Raw genomic sequence first — 25,550 nt, forward strand, 5'->3', positions numbered from 1 at the left:
CATCGATTGATTTTACACGTGATTATTACTTTTGAGAAATTTTTTTATTACTCTTTTGTTCTTTATATATTTCCAATCCAATATCGAGAATATACTTATTCAATTCGTTAAGTCCGAAAGGTTTTGCTAAGAATTTATATTCATATTTTTTGTTCAAATTAACGGCGTTTTCATCGTATCCTGATAAAAATAATACTCTGATATTTGGTTGTATTTTTTTCACTTTTATAACTAATTCTGGTCCATTAATTTCATGCATTTCAACATCTGTTGCGATTATATCGAAATGTTGGGTTTTTACCATATCAATAGCGCTAACTCCATTATTTACCTCAATAACATGAGGAGTAATCATTTTAATGGCTCTTGATGTAAAAGTTCTTACTGCATCATCATCATCAACTAATAATATTTTTAAATTTCTGAGTAAATTTTGATAAAAGTCACTATTTTCTTCATCTTGCTTATGATTTGTTTGTATATTTGCTTCATTACCTTGTGCATATTTCTTAATATTATTTACTTTATTGTGTTCAATATGTCTCTTCACTTCAATTTGAGGTTTTTCTTCATGTAAATATATATGTTTTTGTTCATTCCCAAAAATTATCGTAAATTTTGATCCTTTTTTAAGTTCGCTATCGACAATTACGTATGAATTATTATCGTTTAGTATTTCCAAGACATTTGATAGTCCCAATCCTGTTCCATTTTCATTTTTAGTTGAAAAAAATGGCTGAAATATTTTATTAACTATTGTTTGAGACATTCCGCATCCATTATCCTGAACGTACAAAGCTTTGTATTTCCCTTTTGGAATAGAGCAATTTTTGCTTTTCATTTGTTCATTAAAAGTTATTTCTTTTGTTCCTATTGATATTTTTCCTCCATTTGGCATTGCATCTCTAGCATTTGATACAAGATTAATTATGATCCTTTCTAGTCCATTTTTATCAAATTTTATTATTGGATTTGTTTGCTCGTGCTTTACATCTATTGATATTTTAGACCCAACTAATCGTTGCAATAATGGTGATAGATCCTCGATTTGTTTTTCCAAGTTGATTTCTCCAAAACTCGTAGAATTCTCTTTTGAGAATGATAATATTGATCTGACCAATTTACTTGCTCTTGCTATGCTTTCACTCATATTTAATAAATCTTCTTCATTGCTTTGCACTTGTTCTTTATTATTGATCATTATATCGCATATTCCTCTGAGGGCAGTAAGGATATTATTAAAATCATGAGTGATGTTGCTAGCAATTTTTCCTACTGTTTGAAATTTTTGCGCTTCCATAATTTTCTTTTCTCTTTGCTCGAGTAAAGTGATGTCTATCACCATAAGAGTATAGTATATCTTTTTTTCATCTTTGTTAACTCTATGAAAATGGACTTCAAACGTTTTATCTTTAGTATATAGTCTAAAAGATTCTTCTTTTTCAAGCAATTCTGTCAATTTATCTTTATCTGAACACTTCAACCAAGAGCCAATCATTCTTTGAAAGATTTTTTCTCCTTTTGGAGCAACATCTTCGGCAAATTTATTATTAAACCACTCGATTCTACCAAATTCATCAACGATTATGTAGGGTACAGGAATTAATTTCAATGCATCTGTGTTTTTTATAATACTAGATATATGAGGCACATCCGGCATTTTGATCATTACGATAATTTTTAGTGAATGTGATTCATCTATGAGAAGTTTCATTTGAAGAGTTTGGTTATTTTTTTTTTTAATCTCTACAACATGTTCATTATGAATTTTATCTGCATTTATTATCAGAGACACATTTCGACCAATAATGGTTTGTTGAGGTGAATCGATATCATGTAGCAATTGCTTTGAAATATACTGTATGTTATTTGATTTATCCAACGCCATGAATGGAATATTGTTAAATTTTGTCATCCAGTTTTTTGATTGAAATATGTATACAAATACTCCATTTCTAGAATCTAAAGATGAAAAAAAAGCCTCTTGTAAGCCAAATTTCTTCACATGTATTTCTATATGGATATTATGACCATACATTGCTTTTTCATAAGTTTCGATAAATTTTGACTGATCTTCGTTTGAGATGAATTTTCGTGAAAAAGACTCTAAATCGTAATCTTCTTGAGAATTCCAAATGCTGTTTTTAGGGAAAAATGCCTGTTTATCTGCATCAAAAAATGCAATTTCAACAGGGCATTTTGCTAGAGTTAGCTCTAAAAACCTTTCATTTGGACTTTTTAGTTGCATTATGAATAAATGAGTTGAAAGATAGAGGAAATTATACCATATTTATGTCCAAGTATATAATTGTTGTATGTGTATTTTTGAAATTTTTTTTGTTATGTAGTTTCTATAATTACTATTATAAATTAAGTTATAAAATAATACTTGTATACTTGTAATTACTGTTAATTTTTCCCAAAGTGATCATTTAATGATAGTGAATTGTGATTTTATTTTTATGAAGTTCTTGTAAATCTACACCAGCCGTTTCCTGTAATCCAGTTTTTATAACAATTTTGCATTAACATACACATTTTTGCGATTTTGTTGGCTTTTATATCATTGCCGTATCGTTGAATTAATATATTCAAGGAATCTGCTACTATTTTCATTACTGCCATTTGTCTTTCTAGAGTAGATCCTTTGGATCTTTCATCGATCAGTGCTTTATTTATATTTACTCCTAGCAAATGATTTATATATTTTTGTTTTCGAATACAATCTTCTATTGCGTCTTGTTTGCTATTTTTATCTATATTCTCCACATAAAGCATCTCTCTTGAAATTTCTAGAGCGTATATATTCATTAACTCTTTCCATATGAAGATGAAGAATAGTAGTCCTCTTATTTCTTGGTTCATTCTTTTACTTTTTTCTTTCATTATTATGCTATTTAATACTTTTGCTGATTTTGCATATAAAGGCATATGTATGTATATTTTTTTCTCCAAAAATTTTTTAAACTCTTTGGTGTTTGAGTCTTGATCATATGGAATTTCTTTTTCAAAAATCCTTTGTGATGTTTGAATAAATGATTTTACTGGTTCATTTATCTGTATTTTTGCGTATATACTTTTTCTGTATCCAGGTACTGTATTGAGCATGTCAATCCATTGATTGAGTGTGATTGCCTGAATTTCCTCATCACTCATTATTGCTCTCAGATTGTTTTCATCTAATATTAGCAATAATGTCTCACATGGAATAAAAAAGAATTGTTCGATTATCCTTGGATCTATATCATATAATTGTTGTGTATTTACTTTTAATGGATCTGAAAATTGATCTTCAATATTTCCATGATGAATAAACTGAGATCTATCTCCTCCTTCTGTGTTGAATCTTTGACTTTGGTCAGAATATTGCATCTGTCTTTTAGGGGTATTGTTCCTTCCATATTTTTTATTTGTTTTTTGTATTTGATATGGTGCATCAGCGTCATTATTTTGGTAATCCATATCTTCATCATAGTCGCTCATGGATTGTTCTATCGATAATCTTTCTCTTTGTCTATCATTCCATCCTTCAACTTCTCCAATATCTGATTCACTTCTTGATGGAAAAAATATACTGAGTAAATTTGATATGCGTCTATTCCATTCCCTTTTGAATGCATCCATTTTTTCTGTTGGAGTGGAGTTTCGTGCAAGATCATTGTAAATAAAAATCGCTCGTCCATGTATATCGCATTTTTTTTGCGTACATTGTCTTAATGATGTACAGAAGTGGATATATTCAGAACTGTCACTAGTCTTTTGCTGTATTTGTTGTTTTACAATTTGATTGTGTATTTGTATTTTTTGTATAAATTGTCTGTTTACTCTAATTCCTGTGGATATATAATCTCTTGCCAATTGTATACTTGAAGTGGATACATCATACACATCTTCTAATTCCAATCTTTTTGATCCATATGAGTTTTCGTAAATGGATAACGATAGCATATAGCACAAAAATTTTAGCAAAATACATGCTTTGGATTTAAAATTTTCAATAAATTCATACTTATTTGCTTTTTTTATCATCTTATTTTATTTTCGAGATACCAGATTATGGTGCAATGCTTATTTAAGCAAGGTTAATTTTTATATAAATATATAATTGTCATTGATACTATCTGCTCGAAGTGATCTAATATCATCACAATCAAGTTGTGAATTATGTCAAAAATCTTGGATAGGTTATCAAATTCACTTTTAAAGATTCCTTCTCTTACGAACAGATCGTCATATAAAATTGCTCTACAATTGTTATTTAGTAGAGATAATATTATTGATGATTTTATCAAAAATCTAATTGATGCAAAAAATAGCATTGCTACATGTTCAGAATGTTATTACATATGTGAAAATGGAATATGCGATATATGCAGTGGAATGAAAAGAGATAGCAGTAAAATATGCGTGGTAAGTAATATAATTGATGTAATATCGATAGAACGCTCTTTATGTTATAACGGACATTATCACGTTTTACATGGTACTCTGTCGGCGGTCAATGGAATAACTCCATCTGATCTATATATAGATGCACTACTTCGACGAGTTAGGTCGTATAGAGATAATCAACTTGAGATTATAATGTCATTTTCACCAACGATGGACGGTCACTCTACTATGCATTATCTAGTTAATGAGATAAAATCTCTTGGAAATGCTAATACTATTATATCTACTCCAGCGAAAGGTATTCCTCTAGGTGGAGAATTGGAGCATCTAGATAGTGCTACTATTCATACAGCTTTTTTTGGTAGAACTTCCCTTTGATCCTTTGATTTTTATGATATTACATCATTACATTTGCATGTTGTTCATTCACTCTTTCGATTATATTGCATCATCTATTTGCAGAGATATGCTTTCAACCTTCTCGTAGGTTTTGTCAAGTAGTCCATATATCAATCCTAGAATGACAGCAGTAGCAATATGACTAATACATGTGAAACTAAGGCAAAATATGACAATACTCTGAAAGCAATCGTCCCGTCTTTTTGCTTTTGATGTAAGTTCATTATGTTGTTTTATCATCTTCTGAATATCGTCCGTGCGCTCGTTCAGTGTTTCAACTGCCTGTTTTGTTGTTGTTGTTTGTCTCTTAAATGACTCATCTTCATCATGCACCTCTGAGCCCATTTGTGAGTTCATCATTGCATTCGAGCTTGAATATGTTAAGAATACTGAGCATATAGCTGAGAAAAAAAATATACTTGCATTTTTTACTTTCATTATTTCTAATTTATTAGACGAAGATCACTGTCATTATGAAATAATAAATATCTATTTTATATTAAAATATGAGCAACTTGATGCTATATTCTTTTTGTTGAATTTCTTATTCCATCTATAGCTTGGCTTATGATATCTTGAGTAGAATTATTTGTTGCCATATATAGAACAATGGCAAATGTAGTCATTATTATCATGACAAGTAATGGTCTACAAAAATAATCTCTACAGCAATCCAATGAGCAACAAGGGCAGCATGAGCAGCAATTTTTACAGCAATCTTCATTACTTTCAGTAATAGCCTTTACTAGGTTCATATCTAATTTTTTTGCTTGATTTATTAATTCTCGTTTTTTGTGTTCTTTAATCTTATGTTGATCTAAGAATTTTTTTACAGATTGACTACAAAAATATATTTTTTTAGGATCTTTTTTTTGAGTAACAGATACCCTTGATTCTGAATTATGATCTTCATCGTGCTCTGAGTTCATGGAATATACTATGCTGCAAGTTGTGGTAAGTGAGATGACAATGATTAAAATTGTCTTTTGTAGAACATTTCTTGTATTGTAGACATAATCATGAAGTACATTCAATATGTTCATATTTTTAATAAAACTAATTATGTCAATATAATAATAAGTTAATATAAATTTTTGATAAAAATTTATTTTAGATCGAAATAGAAATTATATTTGATTGTATATATTTGCATTTCATATTTTATCTAATATTCCTATAATTAGAACTTTAGTAATTGTTGTGCTTTTGATAGACTTTATGTGAAATATAAGTTTATTGATTTTGTATAAAAGTGCGAGTTTATTTTTGCATTATAGATTTCTTAAAATTGCGTGATTGATTGTCTTATAGTTCCATGATATGCAATTAATATAAATTTTTGATAAATGAACTTATTGCATTCTTCAGTAAAAAGTTGTTCAATAGTAGTTGATTATTTACTTATTATGAAGTGTTGAATAAGAATCAAAATGATGATTTTAGAAAATCTCAGCTTAAAGCTCTTGATGCGGCGATTGGTCAGATAGAAAAGGCTCATGGAAAGGGGTCTATTATGCGTTTAGGACAGTGGGAGGTTTCAGCTGTAGAGGCAATTTCGACTGGATCGATATCCTTAAATAAAGCACTTGGAATTGGTGGATTGCCTGTTGGTAGGATAATTGAGATTTATGGACCTGAAAGTTCTGGAAAGACAACAGTTGCGATGCATGTTGTTGCTGAAGCTCAGAAAAAGGGGGATATATGTGCATTTATAGATGCGGAACATGCTTTTGATCCAGTGTATGCGAAAAAGCTTGGAATTAATGTTGATGAATTGCTCATTTCACAGCCCGATACAGGAGAGCAGGCGCTTGAAATTGCAGATACACTTGTTAGATCTGGTGCTGTGAAAGTGATAATAGTTGATAGTGTTGCTGCATTAGTTCCAAAGGCTGAAATAGAAGGAGAAATGGGCGATACGCACGTTGGATTGCAAGCTCGATTAATGAGTCAGGCTCTGAGAAAGTTAGCTGGAATAATTGCAAAATCTGGAACTGTTGTAATATTCATCAATCAAATTCGTCAAAAAATTGGAGTAATGTTCGGTAATCCAGAAACTACAACTGGAGGAAATGCACTTAAGTTCTATGCTTCTGTTAGACTTGATATAAGGAAAGGGACTTCTTTGAAACAAGGTGATGAAAATACTGGAAATGAAACGAAAGTCAAGGTGGTGAAGAATAAGGTCGCTCCTCCTTTTAGGACTGCTTGTTTTGATATAATGTACGGAGAGGGAATATCTAGGACTGGAGAGATAATAGATCTTGGAGTGAATGCTGGTGTGGTCGAAAAATCGGGCTCTTGGTATTCTTTTGAGGGGCAAAAACTTGGCCAAGGAAAAGAAGTAGCTAAGCAGTTTTTGAAAGAAAATCCTATAATTGGAGATAAAATCACGAAATTGATTATGAGCATGGATACTAATATGGTTGAATCTCAAGTTGATGTTGATGATACGACAGAAGATGTACTTGAAGATGTATAATGTTAGCAGTTTTTGAAATACTATCTACCAAATTACCTTGTGGATTTATCAAAAAACTTTCCAGGTAGAACAAAAACTAACAATACTCCAACTATCATAGATACCAATACAATCAGAAGTCCTATTTGCAAACTCAATACATTCATATCTCCCTTGACACAAGGATTATATCCCCATGCTTTAATCAAAAAACCACATAAGCTTTGTAAAAACACTCCGCCTATCATCATATTGAGAGTGTTTAAAAATCCAGCTGCAGAAGATGCAATTTTAGGGAATAATTCATATCCATAAAGGAACATCATTGTATGAGATCCGTACATAAAGCCTATACAAAAAAGGCAATACATCGCTGTGTAAAAATCAATATTTGCGTAAATTAAAATTGAAATACACAAACTCGATATAAGATTTGTCGTGAAAAATATTATCTTTCTAGAAAAATATCTTGCAAAAAAAGGAATGAAAGGTGCTCCAGTTATACTTCCCAGGAACATCATTGAACTAGAATAAGAGATCAAATTGTGAGAGTCATTTATCAAAAAGTCATGAAATTTGTTTTCTATGAATAAAGTTACCCAAGTGTCTGCAAGAATAATTATAGGTACATATGTCAATCCTCCATACACCGATATAATCCACATTTTTTTGCTTTTCATCATGATTTTTATCTCTCCGTATATATTTTTCACACCACTTACTTTACTTTTTACTGAAGAATTTTCTCTAAAATCTTTCATAAAAATAATCATTATGATTAGCAAACCAATTCCTGTGAGAGAAATGTAAATGTATATTTCATGCCAAGATATAGAATAATATTCAGTTAGAGCATGTACAGGACCTCCTGCTAATATTCCACCGAATTTTCCAAGTGAAGCTGTCAATCCAACAAAAAATGGTCTATTCTTTTGAGAAAATAAATTTCCACATAAAGTTACGCAGCCTATAAATGCAGATGCACCTCCCAGTCCAATCAAAAATCTACCAATCCAGAGAAAAGCAATACTGTTACTAGTTCCAAAAACTATACCCCCGATTATGCAGAGAAATAATGACAAGTTAAAAATTAATTTATGGCCAAATCTATCAAGCAAGAAACCAATCAAAATCTGCGCCATGGTGTACGATGTGTAGTATGCAGATGAAATAATAGAGAAAATATCAGCTGATATTGATAAATCTTGCATTATGGAGTCAGAAAACGATACGAGAGATGATCTCATAATGAATTGAAAAAAGTAAAATAACGCACCAGTAATCCAAACTACTAATATAGAAAATTTTCCAATACTTCCTTGCATATTTGACATAAAACATACTGTAAAAACCTTGGATACATATGTAAATGAAAATCAACTCTAAGTCAATGCTGTACTTGCTGTAACTAATACAACTAGTACCAATTTATATTAATCAATATCTTCATCACTCATTTTAATTAAACATTCCTCTAATAGAGTTTATGATTTTTTTCTTCAAACTAGAGAACATAATCATGACTTCTGATTTCTTTTGAACCTCATCAGCAGAGTAAAGATAAATATTCTTACCAAATAAATCTATAGATACAACTCCAACGTTCGATCCCATCTTAATGGGAGCATTTATTGGTTTAATAATAGAAATTATTTTTTCTTTTACGTATTCATCTAAATTGCACTTCAATTTCTGTTTAAGCTGAACGAGATGTAATTTATCAATTATAATATCCAGGTCCTCATTTATATAAACCGCAACATTATCTTTTTTTCCATTCAAAACATTTACATTGCATATTTTTGTTCCTTTTTTCAGAACAGAAATTGTTGTCAATCTAGATTTACAGTAAGATATTATTCTTCTTATGCACTCTTTTCTGTCTTTTTCAGTTTCACATCCATTTATAACTATGAAAATACGTCGATTTTGATTTGGGAATTGAATATCTATCGAGCAAGAAACACCATAACCTCCAACTTTTGTGCATCCTGTTTTTATTCCGTCTGCTCCGTATGCTAATCCTGGATTTATATTTGGCTGTCGTATGTTATTATATGTAAAAGTCGTCATTCCGCAAAATTCAGTGTAATATTCTTTGAAATCTCTAAAAAGAGCAATAGATAGTTTGCATATATCCTCTGCAGTTGAATAATGCACAGAGGGATCTGGTAATCCGGATGTATTTGAGAAAGAAGTATTGTTCATATCTAATGACTTAGCTTGATCATTCATGACAGAAGCCATAATTTCTTCTCCTCCGTACAATCCTTCAGCTATAGTAACAGTTGCATCATTTCCAGATGATACTGATATACCACAAATCAAATCTCTTACAGATACAGTTTTGCCGACTTCGAGGAACATTCTTGATCCTTCTTGCGACCAAGCATTCTTACTTACCATCAACATATCATCAAGAACTATTTTATTATTCTTTAAAGCTGAGAATATTATGTACAAAACCATTATTTTGGTCATAGAAGAGGGCGACATTTTTTGATCATGATTTTTTGATAGAAGCACCGCATCAGACTCATAATCCACAACAAACACTTGCTTTGCCATAGAATATATTCCTTGAATTGTAGGATCTGTGCTCTTTATTTCTTCCAATATTAATTCAACAGATAATGGATTTTCATCTACAACATTATTTGGATGAGTGAAACAAAAAACTGAAAAAAAACAAATGCACAAAATGCGATATACAAATTTCATTATTCTTAAATGATCAAGTATTTTCAATTCTAACAATCTCAACTACAAAACTCCATCTAGTTTTGTTAATTGTTATACTCTATTCTCAGTTAAAATGAGACATAGAGTGTTTATGTATTTTATGTAGTTGATTTAATGCTTGTGATTTTCATGTATGAGAAATGTAAATATCAGCTGTTTAGATTTTTTTTCAAAAATGCTTTCGCTCTGAGAAGCATGCACGTTTTAATCGATCATTTATGGTTATTCCTATTCCTTCATTTGGAATTGGCATAACAGCAATCGATTCACAATTACTTCTATCAAGTCTTTGTAAAGAATAAAATAATTTACGAGCAGCTTCTTTTAAATTACCCATTTTGCTCAAATTCAAAGAAATTTCTGCATTTATGTTATGCTCTCCAAATGCAAGTAATGCCTCGTTTGGTTCAACATGAGATGCATTCATTCTTATTGGCTTATTGGTGCAGTAATGTTTGTTATGAGATCCTGGCATTCGCTTACCGTCAGTGTAAGTATACAACTTCAAGTCTAATTTTTGCTCTATAACAGAACAAGGTATTGCGCCATACCTCAAAATCGATGGAGTTTCCCTAGAGCAATCTATTATTGTTGATTCTACTCCATAATATGAATAACCACCATTAACACCAAGAACTTTTTGCAAACTGCATATTGCATCGCATATGTTTGTAGTGCTAGTCATTTGGTATAAATTTGCGCTAGGCATAACGATTGGATTGCCAAATTTCCTTATGATTTCAAGAGTAATAGGATGTAATGGAATTCTCACAGCAACTTTACTCATATTTGAGCTTGCTAGAGATGATAATTCTGAAGATCTCTTTCTGTGAGTGATTAATGTCAGTGGACCTGGCCAAAATTCTCTGGCTAATTTTAATGCGATATCGTTAAAAAATAAATCTCTTTGAGCTTGTTCCATCGAATAGTAGTGCACAATAAGTGGATTGCGATAAGGACGTTTCTTTATATCAAAAACTTTCTTCGTTGCAATATGAGAATAAGCATTTGCTGCTAATCCATAAACAGTTTCTGTAGGTAAAATCACAACTTCATCAGTGCTGAGCAAAGATATTGCTGTTTCTGGAGTAATAACCTTTTCTGTATAATCTTCTATTTTCACAGTATTAATTTATTGAAATTATTATGCTAAATTTATAACACAGTATTGATTTTGATAATATAATTTATGGAGAAAATAAGATCTATAGAAGTAAAATTTGTAAAAGTATGGCCTAATGGAAGAACAGAAGAAATATTAACTCGGGGATATAAAGGACAAAATTTAGTCGATCTTGCTCATGAGAATGGTCTAGAAAATGATATTATTGCAAGTTGTGGTTGTTCTTGTGCGTGTGCTACTTGCCATGTTGTAGTTGATTCCGATTGGTCAACTAAAACGTCTCAAAACAATCCTATGACAGATCAGGAAAATGCAATGTTGGATCTTGCTTTTGGAGTCGAATCTACATCAAGATTGGGGTGCCAAGTCAAACTGACAGAAGAATTAAGCGGAATGGTAGTGAAAATTCCACTTGTCGATGGAATGTTCTGATCTTTTATGATTTTTCAGAAAATTGAAATATAGCATTGCAATCAAATTTCAGCTAGCAAGTGAAGAAAAAAATAGATGATTGCAATAGTTAAAGTCCACAGTAATGATTTAATCTCAACAGTTGTTTTTAATCAGTTTCTAGTGATAATTTTTTTCAAACGATCTCTTAATACAACTATTTAACAATAACAATTCCAAGCAACATAGCTAACAATACAATCGATATATATAATCTAGTGAGCATAAGCCACGTTGGAAAAAGAGAAGACATTTCATACAATTTCTCCAAAATACAAATAAAGATTAATAGCATTGGGAATATCATCAATCTATATTGATGAGGTTGCTGCAATGATGATATGACTAAAAACAACGGAATTAAACTCAAAAATATCATAATTGCACCTTTCTTGTTGTTATTTAGCAAAGGAACTCCCATATGAGTGGATGATAAAAATACAATATAGAAGCCCATTAGGTTTACAAATGATTCACCATGAGATACATCAAAACTCTGAACACGAACGAAAATTTTATCAAAAAAACTCAACTTAATTATATTGAAATGAGAAAAAAATGATAAAAACAATGGCAGAGTTGAGATGATAGATATGATAATAGAAATATATTTTATCATCAACTAATGTGAAAAATACAGTTGCATTTTATTCTACAAAATTGAACAGATCAAGGCATTTTTCTAAATCAACAAATTCATTCTTTCATATATAAAGACAATTATATTACCATAAAATCTCGAGTAAATGCATAAAACTTTGGCATGTTGGTCGTTCTCATACAATATCGATAAAGTGGACAAAATGAAAAAGTTCGGACAATGAAAAGTAGGCCGAAGAGGACTTGAACCTCCGACCCCACGCTTATCAAGCGTGTGCTCTAACCAACTGAGCTATCAGCCCGCAAAGTAATAGTACCATAGAATGTAATAATTTGAACATGCAATTCAAAAAATTTTCTAAATCTCCAATAAATAGCTTGTAAAAGTTTATTAGTCTCAATTTTGTCTTTTCAGAAAATTGTACTCACTGCAGAATATTTACCACTTTTGATGGAACAATAATGAATCTTTTTATCGTATTCTCTTCAATACCAGATATTTCTATAGCTTTGTTTTTTAAATAACTTTCATTATCTGCCTCAGAGTGTGAGCATTCTAATATTCCTTTTAACTTTCCATTAACCTGTATTAATATCTTAGTATTATCTCGTGAAATACTATAAGAAGGCCATTTTTGCTCACACACAAATCCATTTTCATCAATCATTGACCACATTTCCTCTGCAATATGAGGCATTACAGGAGAAATAACAATTATGAATGTTTTCCATACATTCATCAATACGCTTGAGTTTTGCGTACTAAATTCAAACTTAAAGAGTATATTTGAGAATATGCGAATCTGCGCAATATACTTATTTAACTGATAACTTTCTATGTATTCAGTACTTTTATGTACAAATTCGTTGAGTGCTTTGACTAAATAAACATCATCAGTAGCAATACTGGACTGACTCTTTTGCTTATAAAACCTAAGAAATGCTGTAAATGCTGATTTAACGTATTTCTTGCACGATTCCAATCCAGCATTACTCCACTGCAAGTCTTTTTCAGGAGGGCTATCAGATAGAATGAACATTCTGAGCGCATCTGCTCCATCATTTTTGAGAACATCAATTGCAGAAATTATATTATTCTTGGATTTACTCATTTTTTCAGAAGGTCCAACTATAACTTCTTCTCCATTTTTTGTAAAAAGTGTACTTTCCATATTGTCTGTACGCAAATCTTTAGGATTTACCCATTCTCCTGACTTAGTCTTATAAGTTTTATGGCATATCATTCCTTGAGTAAAAAGATTACTAAACGGTTCTTCGAAATCAACAAATTTACATCTTTTTAAAGCTCTTGTAAAAAATCTAGCATACAATAAGTGCAAAACTGCATGTTCTACTCCTCCAATATATTGGTTTACAGGCATCCATTGGTGAATTTTTTCTCTACAAAAAACATTACTCGACTTTGGTGAGCAATACCTCAGAAAATAGTAAGAAGAATCGAAAAAAGTGTCCAGAGTATCTGTATCTCTCACGCTTGGCTCATCGCATTTAGGACAATTTACATATTTCCATGTTGAGTGGCGAGACAGTGGATTTCCAGGTTCATCAAAATTGACGTCATCAGGTAAAGAAACCGGTAGTTTTGCTTCTACCATTCCACATTTTTTACAATATATTATTGGAATTGGACATCCCCAATAGCGTTGCCTTGAAACACACCAATCTCTCAATCTAAAGGAAATTTTTTTGATTCCTATTTGATTATCTTCAAGATAATTTATAATTTTTTCTCTAGCAGCAGCAATCGTCAATCCATTTAAGAAATCTGAATTTATTAGTGTTGAATTTACTGTTGATGTAAAAAATTGCTCTTCTTTATTCTCATTAATATCAGAAGTTATGCGAAATTCGTAAGAAAACCTATCTGAAATGTAATCTTCGGTCAGAATTTGTTTAATTTTTATACCATATTTGATAGCGAATTCGTAATCTCGCTTATCACATGCAGGGCATCCGAAAATAACACCAGTGCCATGATTATTTAAAACATAGTTTGCGATATATAAATCGATTTTTTCATTAGTTATTGGATGAATCAAATGTACTCCCGTATTTATTCCAATTTTTTCTTCTGTACTTAAATCCCGTTCCGATATAGATCCAGATTCGCATTGTTTTATAGTGCTTAGCATATCGTTTTTGAGCTTAGAGTCATTTGTCATATTCAAAATTTCACTAACGAAAGGGTGATTATACGCAATCGCACAAAAAGTACAGCCAAATATCGCTTCTGGCGTTGTTGTGAAAACATTTAATGAATTTCCACTACTTGAGTCTATTTTAAATGATATTTCTATCCCTTCAGATCTGCCAATCCAATTTTTTTGCATCACTTTTACCTGCTCCGGCCATTCTTTTAGCTCATTTAAACCAAGTAACAATTCATCTGCAAAATCAGAAATATTCAAAAACCACTGATTTAGCATTTTCTTTTCTATTTGTGCGCCAGATCTCCATCCTTTACCATCTATTACTTGTTCATTAGCTAGCACTGTGCATTCAACTGGATCCCAGTTTACAATTGCTTCTTTTTTATATGCAATTCCATTCCGTAGAAATAGGAGGAAAATCTCTTGCATATGCTTATAGTATTCCACATTACACGTTGTAATTTCTCTTTCCCAATCATAAGAGAATCCAGCAGAAATCATCTGTTCCTTCATTTCTGCTATATTATTCATAGTCCAATACATCGGGTGAATCTTATTTTTCATTGCCGCATTTTCAGCAGGCAAGCCAAATGCATCCCAACCCATTGGATTTAGAACATCAAACCCACAACTTTTCTTGTATCTTGCAAAAACATCACCTATTGTGTAGTTCCGTATATGTCCCATATGCAAAGTTCCAGATGGATATGGAAGCATAACAAGTGTATAGAAAGGTTTTTGCGGATTATCTGAAGTTTTGAATATATTGCTCGTTTTCCACTTTTTCTGCCATTTCTTTTCGATCTCAATCAAATTGAATGAATTTTCAGCGTCCATAATTTTCTATGAATAATGTAGTGAATTATTATTTATATGAATGAATATGTCTATGAGTTGAAAATAAATCGATGATAAAATATAATGATAGAATGAATAAAAATCGATAAAAAACTCCAAGTCTTTATAAGAGTGAAAAGTATTTAGTCCATAAAGGAAAAGAAACTCAATTTTGAAAATTTATTAACAACATTTTATACAAATCAGACAATAAGTCATTTTGTCTAATCTTACGGTTAATTTTACAGAGCAAAAATTCAAATCAAATAGATCATCCGCTAAAGTCATTATCATTCGTACAAAACTCTTATAATTTCATAAGTAGTACCATCATTTATCGAACAAAAATCTCCTTCTTTTTTTCCAATCAATTGTTTCGCCATCATGGATGAAATTGATATCTTTCCACAATCAACGTCAGATTCATCTTCGCCAACGATTTGGTACCGAATTTCATCTCCATTAGATCTTAGAGTTATAGTTGCTCCAAACATGATGTTTTTTTTCCCAACAAACTTAGATGTATCGATTATATCTGCCATCAACAATCTCTGCTTGAGATAATCTATTCTTTTCTCCAGCATTCTCTGCTTTTCTCTTGCAGCTTTATATTCAGCATTTTCTGAAAAATCCCCAAACTCTCTTGCAGTAGATATTGCTCGAATTACTTCTGGTCTTTCCACTTGTTCCAAGTTGTACAATTCATCTTTAATGATTTTAATACCATTTTTTGTAATCGGAACTCTATTCATACTGGGAAAACATAATCGAATTTTTAATTCTATTAGATAATTCAGCTAATTTCAAACTAAAAAGTAAAAGACAAAAAGATTTTTTATACAGAATTTTTCTGTGGATAACTTCATTCTCAAGGTAATTACATTAATAAATTCATAAAGTTTGCACAATAAAAAAAGATTGATCAGCAGGGTATTTTTTCATTTTTTTCAATATATTTGACTTTTATATATCATTTATGATAGCGCACACCTTGTGGATAACTTTGTGGATTACTCCCATCAGATCCCATTGACTACCATTGTCCCCCATGATACCCTCATTCATTCTTTTTATCTTGTTGATTGTGTCAATTTTCCTATCTACACATATTAATAAGATAGATGTAAAAAAAAGAGTTTCTATTCCAGTTCAATTCCGTCTTTCGTTAATAAATGAATCATTTCAAGGGATAATATTATTTAAGTCCCAATTCTTCAACACTGTAGATGGATGTGGAATGAGTAGAATGGAGAGATTAAGTAAAGAAATAGAGGGTGATAGAATTTTAGATTCATTTTTGAAAAAACAAGATGATATAACTGCTGATATTTTCTCAAATGCTATTATGTTGCCATTTGACCAAGATGGAAGAGTGACTTTACCCGAAGGAGTGATAAAACATGCTAATTTATCAAATCAAGCTTGTTTTGTTGGCAGGGGACCAATGTTTCAAATATGGAATCCAGACAACTTTGAGGAGTATAAACAGCAAAAAATTCAAAATTAATGTCATATTGATATCCCATTTTGAATATATATTTAGATTATCAGTCAATATATTTTTTAGATTATCAGTCAATATATTTTTTGATTTTTCACACAATTTTTTGAAATTATATTTTTAGCTGTATTATGCAGAAAATGTAGATTTTTATCACATTTTTAAAAATTCATTAACATGACTATTACTTGTTTGCAATTTATTACTTATAATTTAATACCTATTTAGGAGAATTTTATTTTTATGACTAATGAAGTTTTTAACGATGCAGTATTTACTTCAACGAGCAAAGTTTGTAGTGAAATATATACGGTAAATTTCAGAGGAATAGATATCGACATAATAACAGTAGAAATATCGATCTCAAATGGATTACCTGCATTCATAATAGTTGGCTTGCCAGATAAAGCAGTAGCTGAATCAAGAGAAAGAGTCCGTTCAGTTTTAAGTTTTATAGGATTAGCAATGCCTCCAAAAAAAATAGTCATAAACATGTCTCCAGCAAATCTTCAAAAAGAGGGAACACAATACGATTTACCAATTGCATTAAGTATACTTTCAGTAATGGACATAATCGATAAAAATTCACTTAAAGACTTTGTATGCATGGGAGAATTATCTCTAAATGGAGATATTATGACAGTCCCAGGAGTATTATGTGCATCTATGAAAGCAAATTCATTAAATAAAGGCATAATATGCCCATCAACTTGCATTGATCATGCATTTTGGAGTGGCAATAAGAGCATACTTGCATCTAAAGATATAATCTCATTAGTAAATCATTTTAAAGGCACAGAATCATTGCAAATATTTTCAGGAGAATTTATAAATGATGACTTAAATTATGAAGAATTAGCTAGAGCCAAAAAATATTTTGGAATAAATGAAAATCCTTATGAAAAAACAATAAAAACATCTGAAGATATGACGGATGTAGTTGGTCAGAAAATGGGGAAATATGCACTAGAATTAGCAGCAGCTGGAGGACATAACCTTTTATTTATGGGACCTCCTGGTGTTGGAAAATCTATGTTGGCTAACAGAATTATGACTATTATTCCAAAAATGAACACTAGAGAAATAATAGAAACAGCAATGGTATATAACATCAGTAATCACTACGATCAATATCATTTAATGACATCTATTAGGCCATTTCGCGCGCCACATCACTCTGCTTCAACTGTATCTGTAATAGGTGGAGGATCAAAACCAAAGCCTGGCGAAATATCACTCGCACATAACGGTGTTTTGTTTTTAGATGAATTTCCAGAATTTTCCAGAAATACTCTAGAGTCATTGAGGCAACCGATAGAAAATGGTCATATTACAATAACAAGATCTGATTCTTCAAGGACATATTTTGCAAAATTTCAACTCATTGCAGCTATGAACCTTTGCATGTGCGGAAATTATGGAAAAAAGCCATGTATTAATGGACCTAGATGTGCTGAAATGTACCAAAAAAAGGTCTCAAAACCAATATTAGATAGAATTGATTTGCAATGTTATTTACCAGAATTATCTCAAGAAGATATACAAAAAAATGATAGAGGAGATAGCAGTGCGACGATCTTAAACAGAGTTATAATATGTCGAAGTATTCAATATTATAGATATGGGGTGTTAAATGCTTTTCTGTCTCCAGAACAAATGAAAGGAATAGAAATTCAGCAAGAAGCTCTGCCTTTATTAGATAAATGTGTGGATAAATTTAAGATATCTATGCGTGAACGAGATAAAATTATTAAAGTTGCCAGAACAGCAGCGGATATCGATATTGCTAAACAATATGAAAATGTAAATAATGCAGTAAGTTACTTTGAGTGTCTTGAAAGATTTAGCAAGATCTCAAGAGAAACACAACACGATCAGGTATATGATAAAAATGACTACGAAGCAATAGTTGCATTAATTGCTCAAGTTTTGAAAATAAGCATTAATAAAATTCAAGCGAAAATTTTTGCTGATATTTTATCTATCGTAGAAAATAGCTCGATTTCAAAAAAACACATCAATGAGGCGTTATCTTATAGGTTGCGGTTGTGATAACTGTTGTGATGAAAATAAATAACAATAAACAAATATCATTTACTTATATAATATTTTTTCCATAGTATATAAATCATATTGAATTTTATATCGCTTAATGAAGTTAGCAAAATTAAGAGAATTATTTATCAGAAAATTCATGCAATCTTTACGAAAAATTGCGCGTTTATTGAAGATATTTAGAATAATTGCTCTATTTTTAATAATTGGATTAATAATTTACTGCCCATTTAATAGTTATTTAAGAAGTTCTTTAGACTTGTTCCTAACATCAAAAGGCATCATAATTCACGATGTTGAAATATCTGATGATATCTTCATAAAGAAGGATTATATTCTAAATATTGTTAAACAACACGCAACTATTGGAAATGAAGAAAGAAATGGCATTCCAAAATCCACTGTGTTCGCTGATATATATGCTATTCACAGAAATTTGTGGCATCTTGGCGTATTTGAGTATTTAATTGTTAAAAAAGTTTTTCCTCACAAATTATTAATACATGTCAAGCAAAAAAAAATAATTGCTATCATTACTTCTATTAACAAGCAAGAACAATCGCAAATTACAATTTTGTTTGACGATGGAATAATACAAAAATTTCCAATTTCAATGATTAATGAAAGTGTGCTGAAAAATGTACTGATGATATTCTCTCCATCCTTGAATGATGAATTTTTGAATGCAATCGCAAAAGATATTAAAAATATAAATATTATCAGAGCAAATATGAAAGAATATCATTTCGATCTTGAATTTTTGCCTAGTTACAGATGGAATGTGAATATTACAGGTAATTTAGACAATAATAGACTAAGTCAATCAAAAATTACTCTAAAAATGCCAAGAGAAAACATAAAAAATGCGTTTGAAATATTTGAAAAATATCGAGATAAAATAATATCATCTTCTGTTGTAGACTTCAGATTTATAAAATCAGAATATATTCTGATGAAGGCTGCAAAGATTGAAAGGTAGCCATCGATTTGTTAGTGATTTTTTATCAGAGATTTGTTAGCGTTTTTCATTGAACGAATTTGATTATTGGATTATTGATAACTTCGTATAATTGATATTATGGAAAATGCAAATAACGTAATCACGCTGGAAAGCAAATAATCAATCAACAAACAATCAAAAAATATCTTAGAAATTCTCAAGAATACTTGCGCATCTTCATCACTTTATCAATCTGCAAAACTATGAAACTCTTCGATCCATAGATACTCTGTGATTGATTGGATCTAGCAAAAACTTTGACATTTAACTAATTTCAAAAAGTTCCTCTATCTTATCAATTGATATGTCGTTTGATATAAGAATAAGATTCTGTTTCTGTTCTTTTTTTTCATTTATTTTCATTTTTTCTATCTGTTGTCTTAATTTCTCAGTTTTTCTCTTTCTCATTGCAGCTTCTTCTAAATCAAATATTGACCCTATACGATCAATAATTGCATTATTTTCGTGCATTCTTTTCGGGTCTATCTTCTCATCAATTAAACCTCTATACGCTGCTTTTGCGTGATCTTCCATCTTAAGATATTTGGACTGTATATATAGATTCACTTTTTTTTCCATTTTCTTAAAAAAATCTACAAATGAAGACTCTCTATCACTCATTCGAACCCAAACTACAATGTATTTGCATACTAGTTGATAAATTTCTGATGGATGTACAATTTGTTCTTTAGTATAAAACGTACCAACTCCAGATATATGATAAGTTGTATTAGATTCTCTGTATTGACCTTTTCCATCAATAACTGGAATGAGCTTATTTTCATCATCTTCTTCAAAATCATCTTTTTTCTTTTTTGATACAGTTTTTTCTGTTTTTTGTTGATTTTTGCTAATTTGAGCAGAAGCATTAGGTTTTACACTTTGAACAAACTGTTGAGTGATAGACTGACTAGTACTCATGAGGTCATCTCTATCTCTATTCTTAGACAATTCTTGTGATATTTTATTTAATTGTTCTGGCAAGTGCTTAAGTATAAATCTGAAGTACATCTTAAATGAGTAGAAATCTCCATATATATCAACGAAACTACGAGGAGTTTCTGATTCTCCTTGATATGATAAAACATTAGGTGCTTTCAGAGCTCCTTGAATAGCTACAATGAATAGCGATTTGTCTGAAATATCGTGTCGAGTATTTGTAACACAATTTGGCATGTTTTCTAACATAAGGTGTATAGAATTGCTGAAATACAGTTCATGTGCAATAGAATTTGAGTGTGACTCAGAAAAATATCGAAGTCTTATGGCTTCCTTATTCATTTCCGCAGATTTTATTGCAAATTGCACAGGATCAATTTCTTGAATGAAACTTTCTTCTTCTAATTCATTTTGTAAAATAGGTTTTTGATCTAAAATGCTATTTTCTTCAGAAACAGGTATACGTTTTAAAGTAATTTTCTTTCTGAGAATTAACTGAAATAGATCTTGAAAAAAATATTTAGATATTCGATTGATTAATATTTTGCAAAAATCTTCTTCTTTGTTTCTAGAAAAGATTTCCAATATTTTTTGAGAATCGTTATTTAGAGAAAACTTTATTCCTTCATCACTTTCAACAGATTGAATACAATTTGTTATTATTCCTGAAATAAGCCAATGCCTACCATCCAAAAAGTCATATTGTGGGTTAACATTGTATTTTGTCAACATATCGGACTGATGATTGTATATCTTACGACAAGTATCGAAATAAAAGTCAATTTCTGAATCTATAACATGTCTTTTATCACGAATCAAATCGTCAATTTTTCTCTCATAATCATCAACAAAAATTTTGGAAAATTCTACATCACAACAATCCTTATCAGAATGATCAGTATAGTCTATGTGACATACAGGAGACTCTTTACATGTATCGCATTTGCATTTCTTACATATGTAATAATGAGGGTATTTGAATTTTATATTTCCAATCAAATTTCTACAAAATCTACAAAAATATTCTGAGAAATATTCAGTAATTAATGACTTATTTTGTTGTCCTATACTCATTACTGCACCATGTACGTAACGATCTATTTCGTACTCTTCTTTCCAAAGTTTTTCACAAAATTCTTTTTTGTATTTCTCATCCTTATTTTGAAGGAATAATGAACTGAATTCAATATTAATAATGTTGTTATGATTAAAATCACAACGATCATTTTTATAACAAGCAGGATTAATTTGTGAAGAAGCTATGGTTAAGTAAAATACGAATTTCGATATTCTTTTCGTGAATTCAGTCATACTTTCATAAAAAAAAACATTATGAATTTTAATAAAAATTTTCCAATATGTACACTTCTTTACAGTATAAGTATTATCTGATAACGTTAGTATTTTAGTGCGTGTAATTACTTGTAAATATGTTCGGAACCGATGGTATTCGCGAAAAATTCGGAGTATATCCCATTAATCCTGTCGGAATCAGAAAAATTGCATATGGAATATGTGCACTAATCGAATCTCGAAAGAATCATTCTGAAAATGATACTATATTAATTGGCAGAGATTCAAGACCATCTGGAATTTTGATTTCAAATATACTTATTAACGTTTTTAACCACTTCAGATATCAAGTATTTTTTGCAGATATAGTAACAACTCCGATCTTAGCTCACGGAGCATTGCATGGTATTAAATCAACTAAATTCTGTTGTAGCATAATGATTACGGCATCTCATAATACTCATGAATACAATGGACTGAAGATTTTTGACCAGAATGGTATGAAATTATCAAAAATTGATGAGGATTTTATTTCAAATAATGCAAATAATGCTCATGATAATTCAATTGAAATGATGGCAGATCCTCCTAGAATTAACATTCACAATGATTTGTTTCAATCATACGTTTCTTACTTAAAATCAAATGTCATAAAAGAGCATAATTTTAATGCTGAACAACCAAAAAGGGTATTATTTGATTGCGCGAATGGCGCGCCATCAATGTTTATATATGATATATTTCACAAACTTCTTGAAATTGAATGTATTTTAATCAATACATCATCTGATTTTGAGCTAATAAACTTAAATGCAGGAATTATGAATAATAATCTCTTAAGAGAAGCAACTATTGCTCATAGAGCCGATTTGGCTTTCGCTTTTGATGGAGATGGTGATCGAGTAATAGCTTGCGATAAACATGGTAACATATTAGATGGAGATCAAATTCTCGCCATATTTTCTTTATACAGTAGTGATAATGATGTTGTAGTAACCACGACCGATAGCAATTCTGCATTGTTTGATTTCTTTGATTTACATAAGATCAAGTATATTGTGTGTGATGTAGGAGATAAAAACGTATCAAATGCTATGATTGCTTATAAAAGCACTCTCGGAGGAGAAGCTTCTGGTCATATATTAACTAAATTTAATCCATTTTGCGGAGATGGAATGCTTGTGAGTATTTTACTATTGTGTATTTTGAGAAATTGCCAAGAGAGTATGCCAATTTTTACTCCAAATATGAGATTAAAATTCAACATAAGAAATGAAAATTTGGAGAAAATTATTTCTAATGCAAAGAACTATCTTCAAAATAATTGCGAGAATTGTGATAAGTCTGAAATTGAATTTGAGGAATGTTTGCGTTATATATCAATGAATTCTATCAGTCATTTCAATATGAGACCATCTGGTACAGAGCCTGTTACAAGAATAAGCTTTGAAATTATGCAAAGTGCCAATCAAGATAGTATAAAAACAATTTTTCACTCCATATTTAATGATTTTATTGACAGTGATAGTTCTACATAGTATCAAGCTCAGAGAATATGATAAGCTGAAAGATATCAGAAAATAAGGCTATTGCGCGCTTAGTGAATTCATTTCTTATTGCGCTTTGTTGTAAGTTGACTCATTTGACCATTCTGCATTTGGCCACATTTATTGACTCATTTTCTACAGTTGCTACGATTAATTATAGTACAATCATAAACGAGATTCTAAATACCCAATCAAATGGCTTATCTTTTTTGATTTCAGGTTGTTCATCTTCCTTTATGGAAGCATTGAAAGGGATTTTTGTTAATATTCCTAATGACGTTTGTACTATCCAAAATGAGAACAACATTTCCGCCCCGAGTTCAAATGAATTAACATTTGACATAACTTTTTCAAAACTAATTCGATCAAAACACATCCCAACCAATCCATTTACAGCAAAATAATCTGTTATGCAAAATCCAACATGTGCTTCGATTGATATCTGAAAATTCGATAATGTGCGCATCATTTCCGACATGTCTGATACAGTGCTATGAGTGAGTCCTGCTAAGCAAGATATGTACATATTTCGTTTGTAAAAAAATCCAAATAAGAATTGAAATGATTTTTCTGTTAATTGCTCTCCAGAGTGAGGAGAAAGAATATATGATCCACCTAACAAACCTCCCCAATCTCTGTCGATTTTTTTATATCTATCAGATCTATCATGATTGTAATCTAATGGATCATGAGCTTCTCTCACCTCAAAATCAAGTTTTTCTGTCTTACAATTTGTTATCGAGTTGGTAAAAAAAACTAATGTACATGCTGTGAGTATGATTTTTAAAGATTTCATGAAAAAATAAAATAAGTCGTATTATTTATATGGTATATATCACCATATTGCATGGTCAATATTAAATTTTTTTGAATGTGAAATTTTGTTTGCTATATTACTGTTTGGTTGGTTATTTATTTCTTCAATCTGCAGTTTTGCACAACTTATACATACATTTCAAGATCTCATCTTCGTTAAGCTTTTGCTCAAATTCATGTGTTTCCAAAGAATCAAAATACCCAGTATTAAACAAGTATTGGAGAAAATTCATATTATTTTTTGAAAGCATTTTTGATGCTTCGTTTGCAATATTATCTATTAAATCATTTGATCCAAGTATAGTAATTTTGCCAAATTTTGTGATTCCGTTTTGAGATAATTCGCAATTTCCTCCATGCTCTATGGCCAAATCAATAATGAGTGCGCCATTTTTCATACTCTTCACCATATCTTTCGTAATAATAATTGGAGCTACCTTCCCTCTTATCAATGCTGAACAGATAACTATGTCAGCATCAGAAATATGATCTCGAAGTAAGTTTCGCTGATTTTCGATATCAGACTGAGATATTTCTGTTACATAACCACCACTCAGTTCGATTTTCGATGGAATAGCAAAGAATTTTGCCCCTAAACTTTCGACCTCATCTTTGCAATTTTCTCTCACATCACATCCATATACTATTGCTCCCATTCTCTTAAATGTTGCAATACATTGTAATCCAGCAACACCAGCCCCTATTACAATTACCTTTGCTGGATGAATTCTTCCTGCTGATGTATTCATCATTGGCATAACTTTCTGAGATAATTCGCAAGCTTTAATAGCCGCAACATAACCAAGTAGATTGTTTTGTGAAGACAATACATCCATGTCTTGTGCTCTAGTAATTCTTGGGAGCATATCGAGAGAAAATGCAACAAAAGAGCTTTTCACATCTATCTCAATTTCTTCAAAATCATCAATTTTTGCAAATATAAATGTACAAGGCTCTCGCAAAGAATTTGCAATTCGAATCAAGTCTGATTTGGAGATTTTCACTCCAATTACAACATTTGGCCCAATATCATTGATAGTATTTAAATCAAAAATAGAGCACTTTTTGTAATCTTCATCATAAAATAGGGATTCATCTCCTGCTGATGATTCTACAAAAACCTCATGACCATTATTGATCATATCTCTTGCATCATTTGGAATGATTGCGACTCTTTTTGATGTATTTAGTATAACTATTTTCATATCATTAAGGACTGCATAC

General features: G+C 30.7%; 20 protein-coding genes and 1 tRNA gene. 7 read left to right on the forward strand and 14 right to left on the reverse strand.

Going from position 1 to position 25,550, the window contains the following annotated elements; translation table 11 throughout:
- Positions 1-25: 25 nt before the first annotated feature.
- Together Gromo_RS00090 and Gromo_RS00095 are read right to left on the reverse strand one after the other, a co-directional pair.
- The gene (locus Gromo_RS00090) at positions 26-2,248 is read right to left on the reverse strand and encodes an ATP-binding response regulator (protein WP_231158930.1); all 2,223 of its coding nucleotides are present in this window, start codon (positions 2,246-2,248) and stop codon (positions 26-28) included.
- Between the two features lie 212 nt (positions 2,249-2,460).
- Entirely contained in the window at positions 2,461-4,029 is a 1,569-nt protein-coding gene (locus Gromo_RS00095; RefSeq protein WP_231158931.1) for a hypothetical protein, read from the reverse strand.
- A gap of 135 nt (positions 4,030-4,164) precedes the next feature.
- Here Gromo_RS00095 and recR point away from each other — a divergent pair, with 135 nt between their 5' ends.
- Positions 4,165-4,770 (forward strand): recombination mediator RecR, encoded by a 606-nt coding sequence (gene recR, locus Gromo_RS00100; protein ID WP_231158932.1) that lies wholly within the window; start codon positions 4,165-4,167, stop codon positions 4,768-4,770.
- A 60-nt stretch (positions 4,771-4,830) separates the two neighbouring features.
- On the opposite strand, the gene Gromo_RS00105 is transcribed toward recR, so the two are convergent.
- Positions 4,831-5,229, reverse strand: coding sequence for a hypothetical protein (locus Gromo_RS00105; protein WP_231158933.1), 399 nt, complete (start codon positions 5,227-5,229; stop codon positions 4,831-4,833).
- A gap of 83 nt (positions 5,230-5,312) precedes the next feature.
- A complete protein-coding gene (locus Gromo_RS00110; RefSeq protein WP_231158934.1) occupies positions 5,313-5,834 on the reverse strand; it encodes a hypothetical protein in 522 nt (173 codons plus the stop codon).
- A 368-nt stretch (positions 5,835-6,202) separates the two neighbouring features.
- Here Gromo_RS00110 and recA point away from each other — a divergent pair, with 368 nt between their 5' ends.
- Positions 6,203-7,273: a recombinase RecA gene (gene recA / locus Gromo_RS00115; protein WP_274381154.1), complete on the forward strand. Its 1,071-nt coding sequence runs from the start codon at positions 6,203-6,205 to the stop codon at positions 7,271-7,273.
- Between the two features lie 32 nt (positions 7,274-7,305).
- Here recA and Gromo_RS00120 read toward each other — a convergent pair whose 3' ends face one another.
- From Gromo_RS00120 to Gromo_RS00130, 3 genes are all read right to left on the reverse strand, one after another.
- Positions 7,306-8,586, reverse strand: a complete 1,281-nt coding sequence (locus Gromo_RS00120; protein WP_231158935.1) for an MFS transporter — start codon at positions 8,584-8,586, stop codon at positions 7,306-7,308.
- Between the two features lie 124 nt (positions 8,587-8,710).
- The gene (locus Gromo_RS00125; RefSeq protein ID WP_231158936.1) at positions 8,711-9,973 is read right to left on the reverse strand and encodes a D-alanyl-D-alanine carboxypeptidase family protein; all 1,263 of its coding nucleotides are present in this window, start codon (positions 9,971-9,973) and stop codon (positions 8,711-8,713) included.
- 190 nt (positions 9,974-10,163) lie between these two features.
- Complete coding sequence (locus Gromo_RS00130) at positions 10,164-11,117, reverse strand: L-threonylcarbamoyladenylate synthase (protein ID WP_231158937.1); 954 nt, start codon at positions 11,115-11,117, stop codon at positions 10,164-10,166.
- A gap of 66 nt (positions 11,118-11,183) precedes the next feature.
- On the opposite strand from Gromo_RS00130, the gene Gromo_RS00135 reads away from it, so the two are divergent.
- A complete protein-coding gene (locus Gromo_RS00135) occupies positions 11,184-11,549 on the forward strand; it encodes a 2Fe-2S iron-sulfur cluster-binding protein (RefSeq protein WP_231158938.1) in 366 nt (121 codons plus the stop codon).
- 175 nt (positions 11,550-11,724) lie between these two features.
- Here Gromo_RS00135 and Gromo_RS00140 read toward each other — a convergent pair whose 3' ends face one another.
- From Gromo_RS00140 to Gromo_RS00155, 4 genes are all read right to left on the reverse strand, one after another.
- Positions 11,725-12,186 (reverse strand): hypothetical protein, encoded by a 462-nt coding sequence (locus Gromo_RS00140; RefSeq protein ID WP_231158939.1) that lies wholly within the window; start codon positions 12,184-12,186, stop codon positions 11,725-11,727.
- Positions 12,187-12,395: 209 nt separating this feature from the next.
- A tRNA-Ile gene (locus Gromo_RS00145) sits at positions 12,396-12,469 on the reverse strand.
- 123 nt (positions 12,470-12,592) lie between these two features.
- A complete protein-coding gene (leuS, locus tag Gromo_RS00150; protein ID WP_231158940.1) occupies positions 12,593-15,175 on the reverse strand; it encodes a leucine--tRNA ligase in 2,583 nt (860 codons plus the stop codon).
- A 290-nt stretch (positions 15,176-15,465) separates the two neighbouring features.
- Positions 15,466-15,927, reverse strand: a complete 462-nt coding sequence (locus Gromo_RS00155) for a GreA/GreB family elongation factor (RefSeq protein WP_231158941.1) — start codon at positions 15,925-15,927, stop codon at positions 15,466-15,468.
- A gap of 332 nt (positions 15,928-16,259) precedes the next feature.
- On the opposite strand from Gromo_RS00155, the gene Gromo_RS00160 reads away from it, so the two are divergent.
- The 3 genes from Gromo_RS00160 (at position 16,260) to Gromo_RS00170 (ending at position 19,710) form a co-directional block, all read left to right on the forward strand.
- The gene (locus tag Gromo_RS00160) at positions 16,260-16,682 is read left to right on the forward strand and encodes a division/cell wall cluster transcriptional repressor MraZ (protein WP_231158942.1); all 423 of its coding nucleotides are present in this window, start codon (positions 16,260-16,262) and stop codon (positions 16,680-16,682) included.
- 237 nt (positions 16,683-16,919) lie between these two features.
- On the forward strand, positions 16,920-18,728 hold the full coding sequence (locus Gromo_RS00165; protein WP_231158944.1) for a YifB family Mg chelatase-like AAA ATPase: 1,809 nt from the start codon (positions 16,920-16,922) through the stop codon (positions 18,726-18,728).
- 142 nt (positions 18,729-18,870) lie between these two features.
- Complete coding sequence (locus Gromo_RS00170) at positions 18,871-19,710, forward strand: cell division protein FtsQ/DivIB (RefSeq protein ID WP_231158945.1); 840 nt, start codon at positions 18,871-18,873, stop codon at positions 19,708-19,710.
- 285 nt (positions 19,711-19,995) lie between these two features.
- Here the strand turns inward: Gromo_RS00170 and Gromo_RS00175 are convergent, their stop codons facing one another.
- A complete protein-coding gene (locus tag Gromo_RS00175; RefSeq protein WP_231158946.1) occupies positions 19,996-21,981 on the reverse strand; it encodes a hypothetical protein in 1,986 nt (661 codons plus the stop codon).
- Positions 21,982-22,100: 119 nt separating this feature from the next.
- Between Gromo_RS00175 and Gromo_RS00180 the strand changes: the two genes are divergently transcribed.
- Positions 22,101-23,501 carry a hypothetical protein gene (locus Gromo_RS00180; protein WP_231158947.1) on the forward strand — a complete coding sequence of 467 codons (1,401 nt, stop codon included), beginning with the start codon at positions 22,101-22,103 and terminating at the stop codon, positions 23,499-23,501.
- Positions 23,502-23,664: 163 nt separating this feature from the next.
- On the opposite strand, the gene Gromo_RS00185 is transcribed toward Gromo_RS00180, so the two are convergent.
- Together Gromo_RS00185 and Gromo_RS00190 are read right to left on the reverse strand one after the other, a co-directional pair.
- A complete protein-coding gene (locus tag Gromo_RS00185) occupies positions 23,665-24,306 on the reverse strand; it encodes a hypothetical protein (protein WP_231158948.1) in 642 nt (213 codons plus the stop codon).
- Between the two features lie 124 nt (positions 24,307-24,430).
- On the reverse strand, positions 24,431-25,531 hold the full coding sequence (locus tag Gromo_RS00190) for a Rossmann-fold NAD(P)-binding domain-containing protein (protein ID WP_231158949.1): 1,101 nt from the start codon (positions 25,529-25,531) through the stop codon (positions 24,431-24,433).
- Between the last annotated feature and the right edge of the window lie 19 nt (positions 25,532-25,550).

This window comes from Candidatus Gromoviella agglomerans, from assembly GCF_021065005.1.
Classification (GTDB): domain Bacteria; phylum Pseudomonadota; class Alphaproteobacteria; order CAJXXZ01.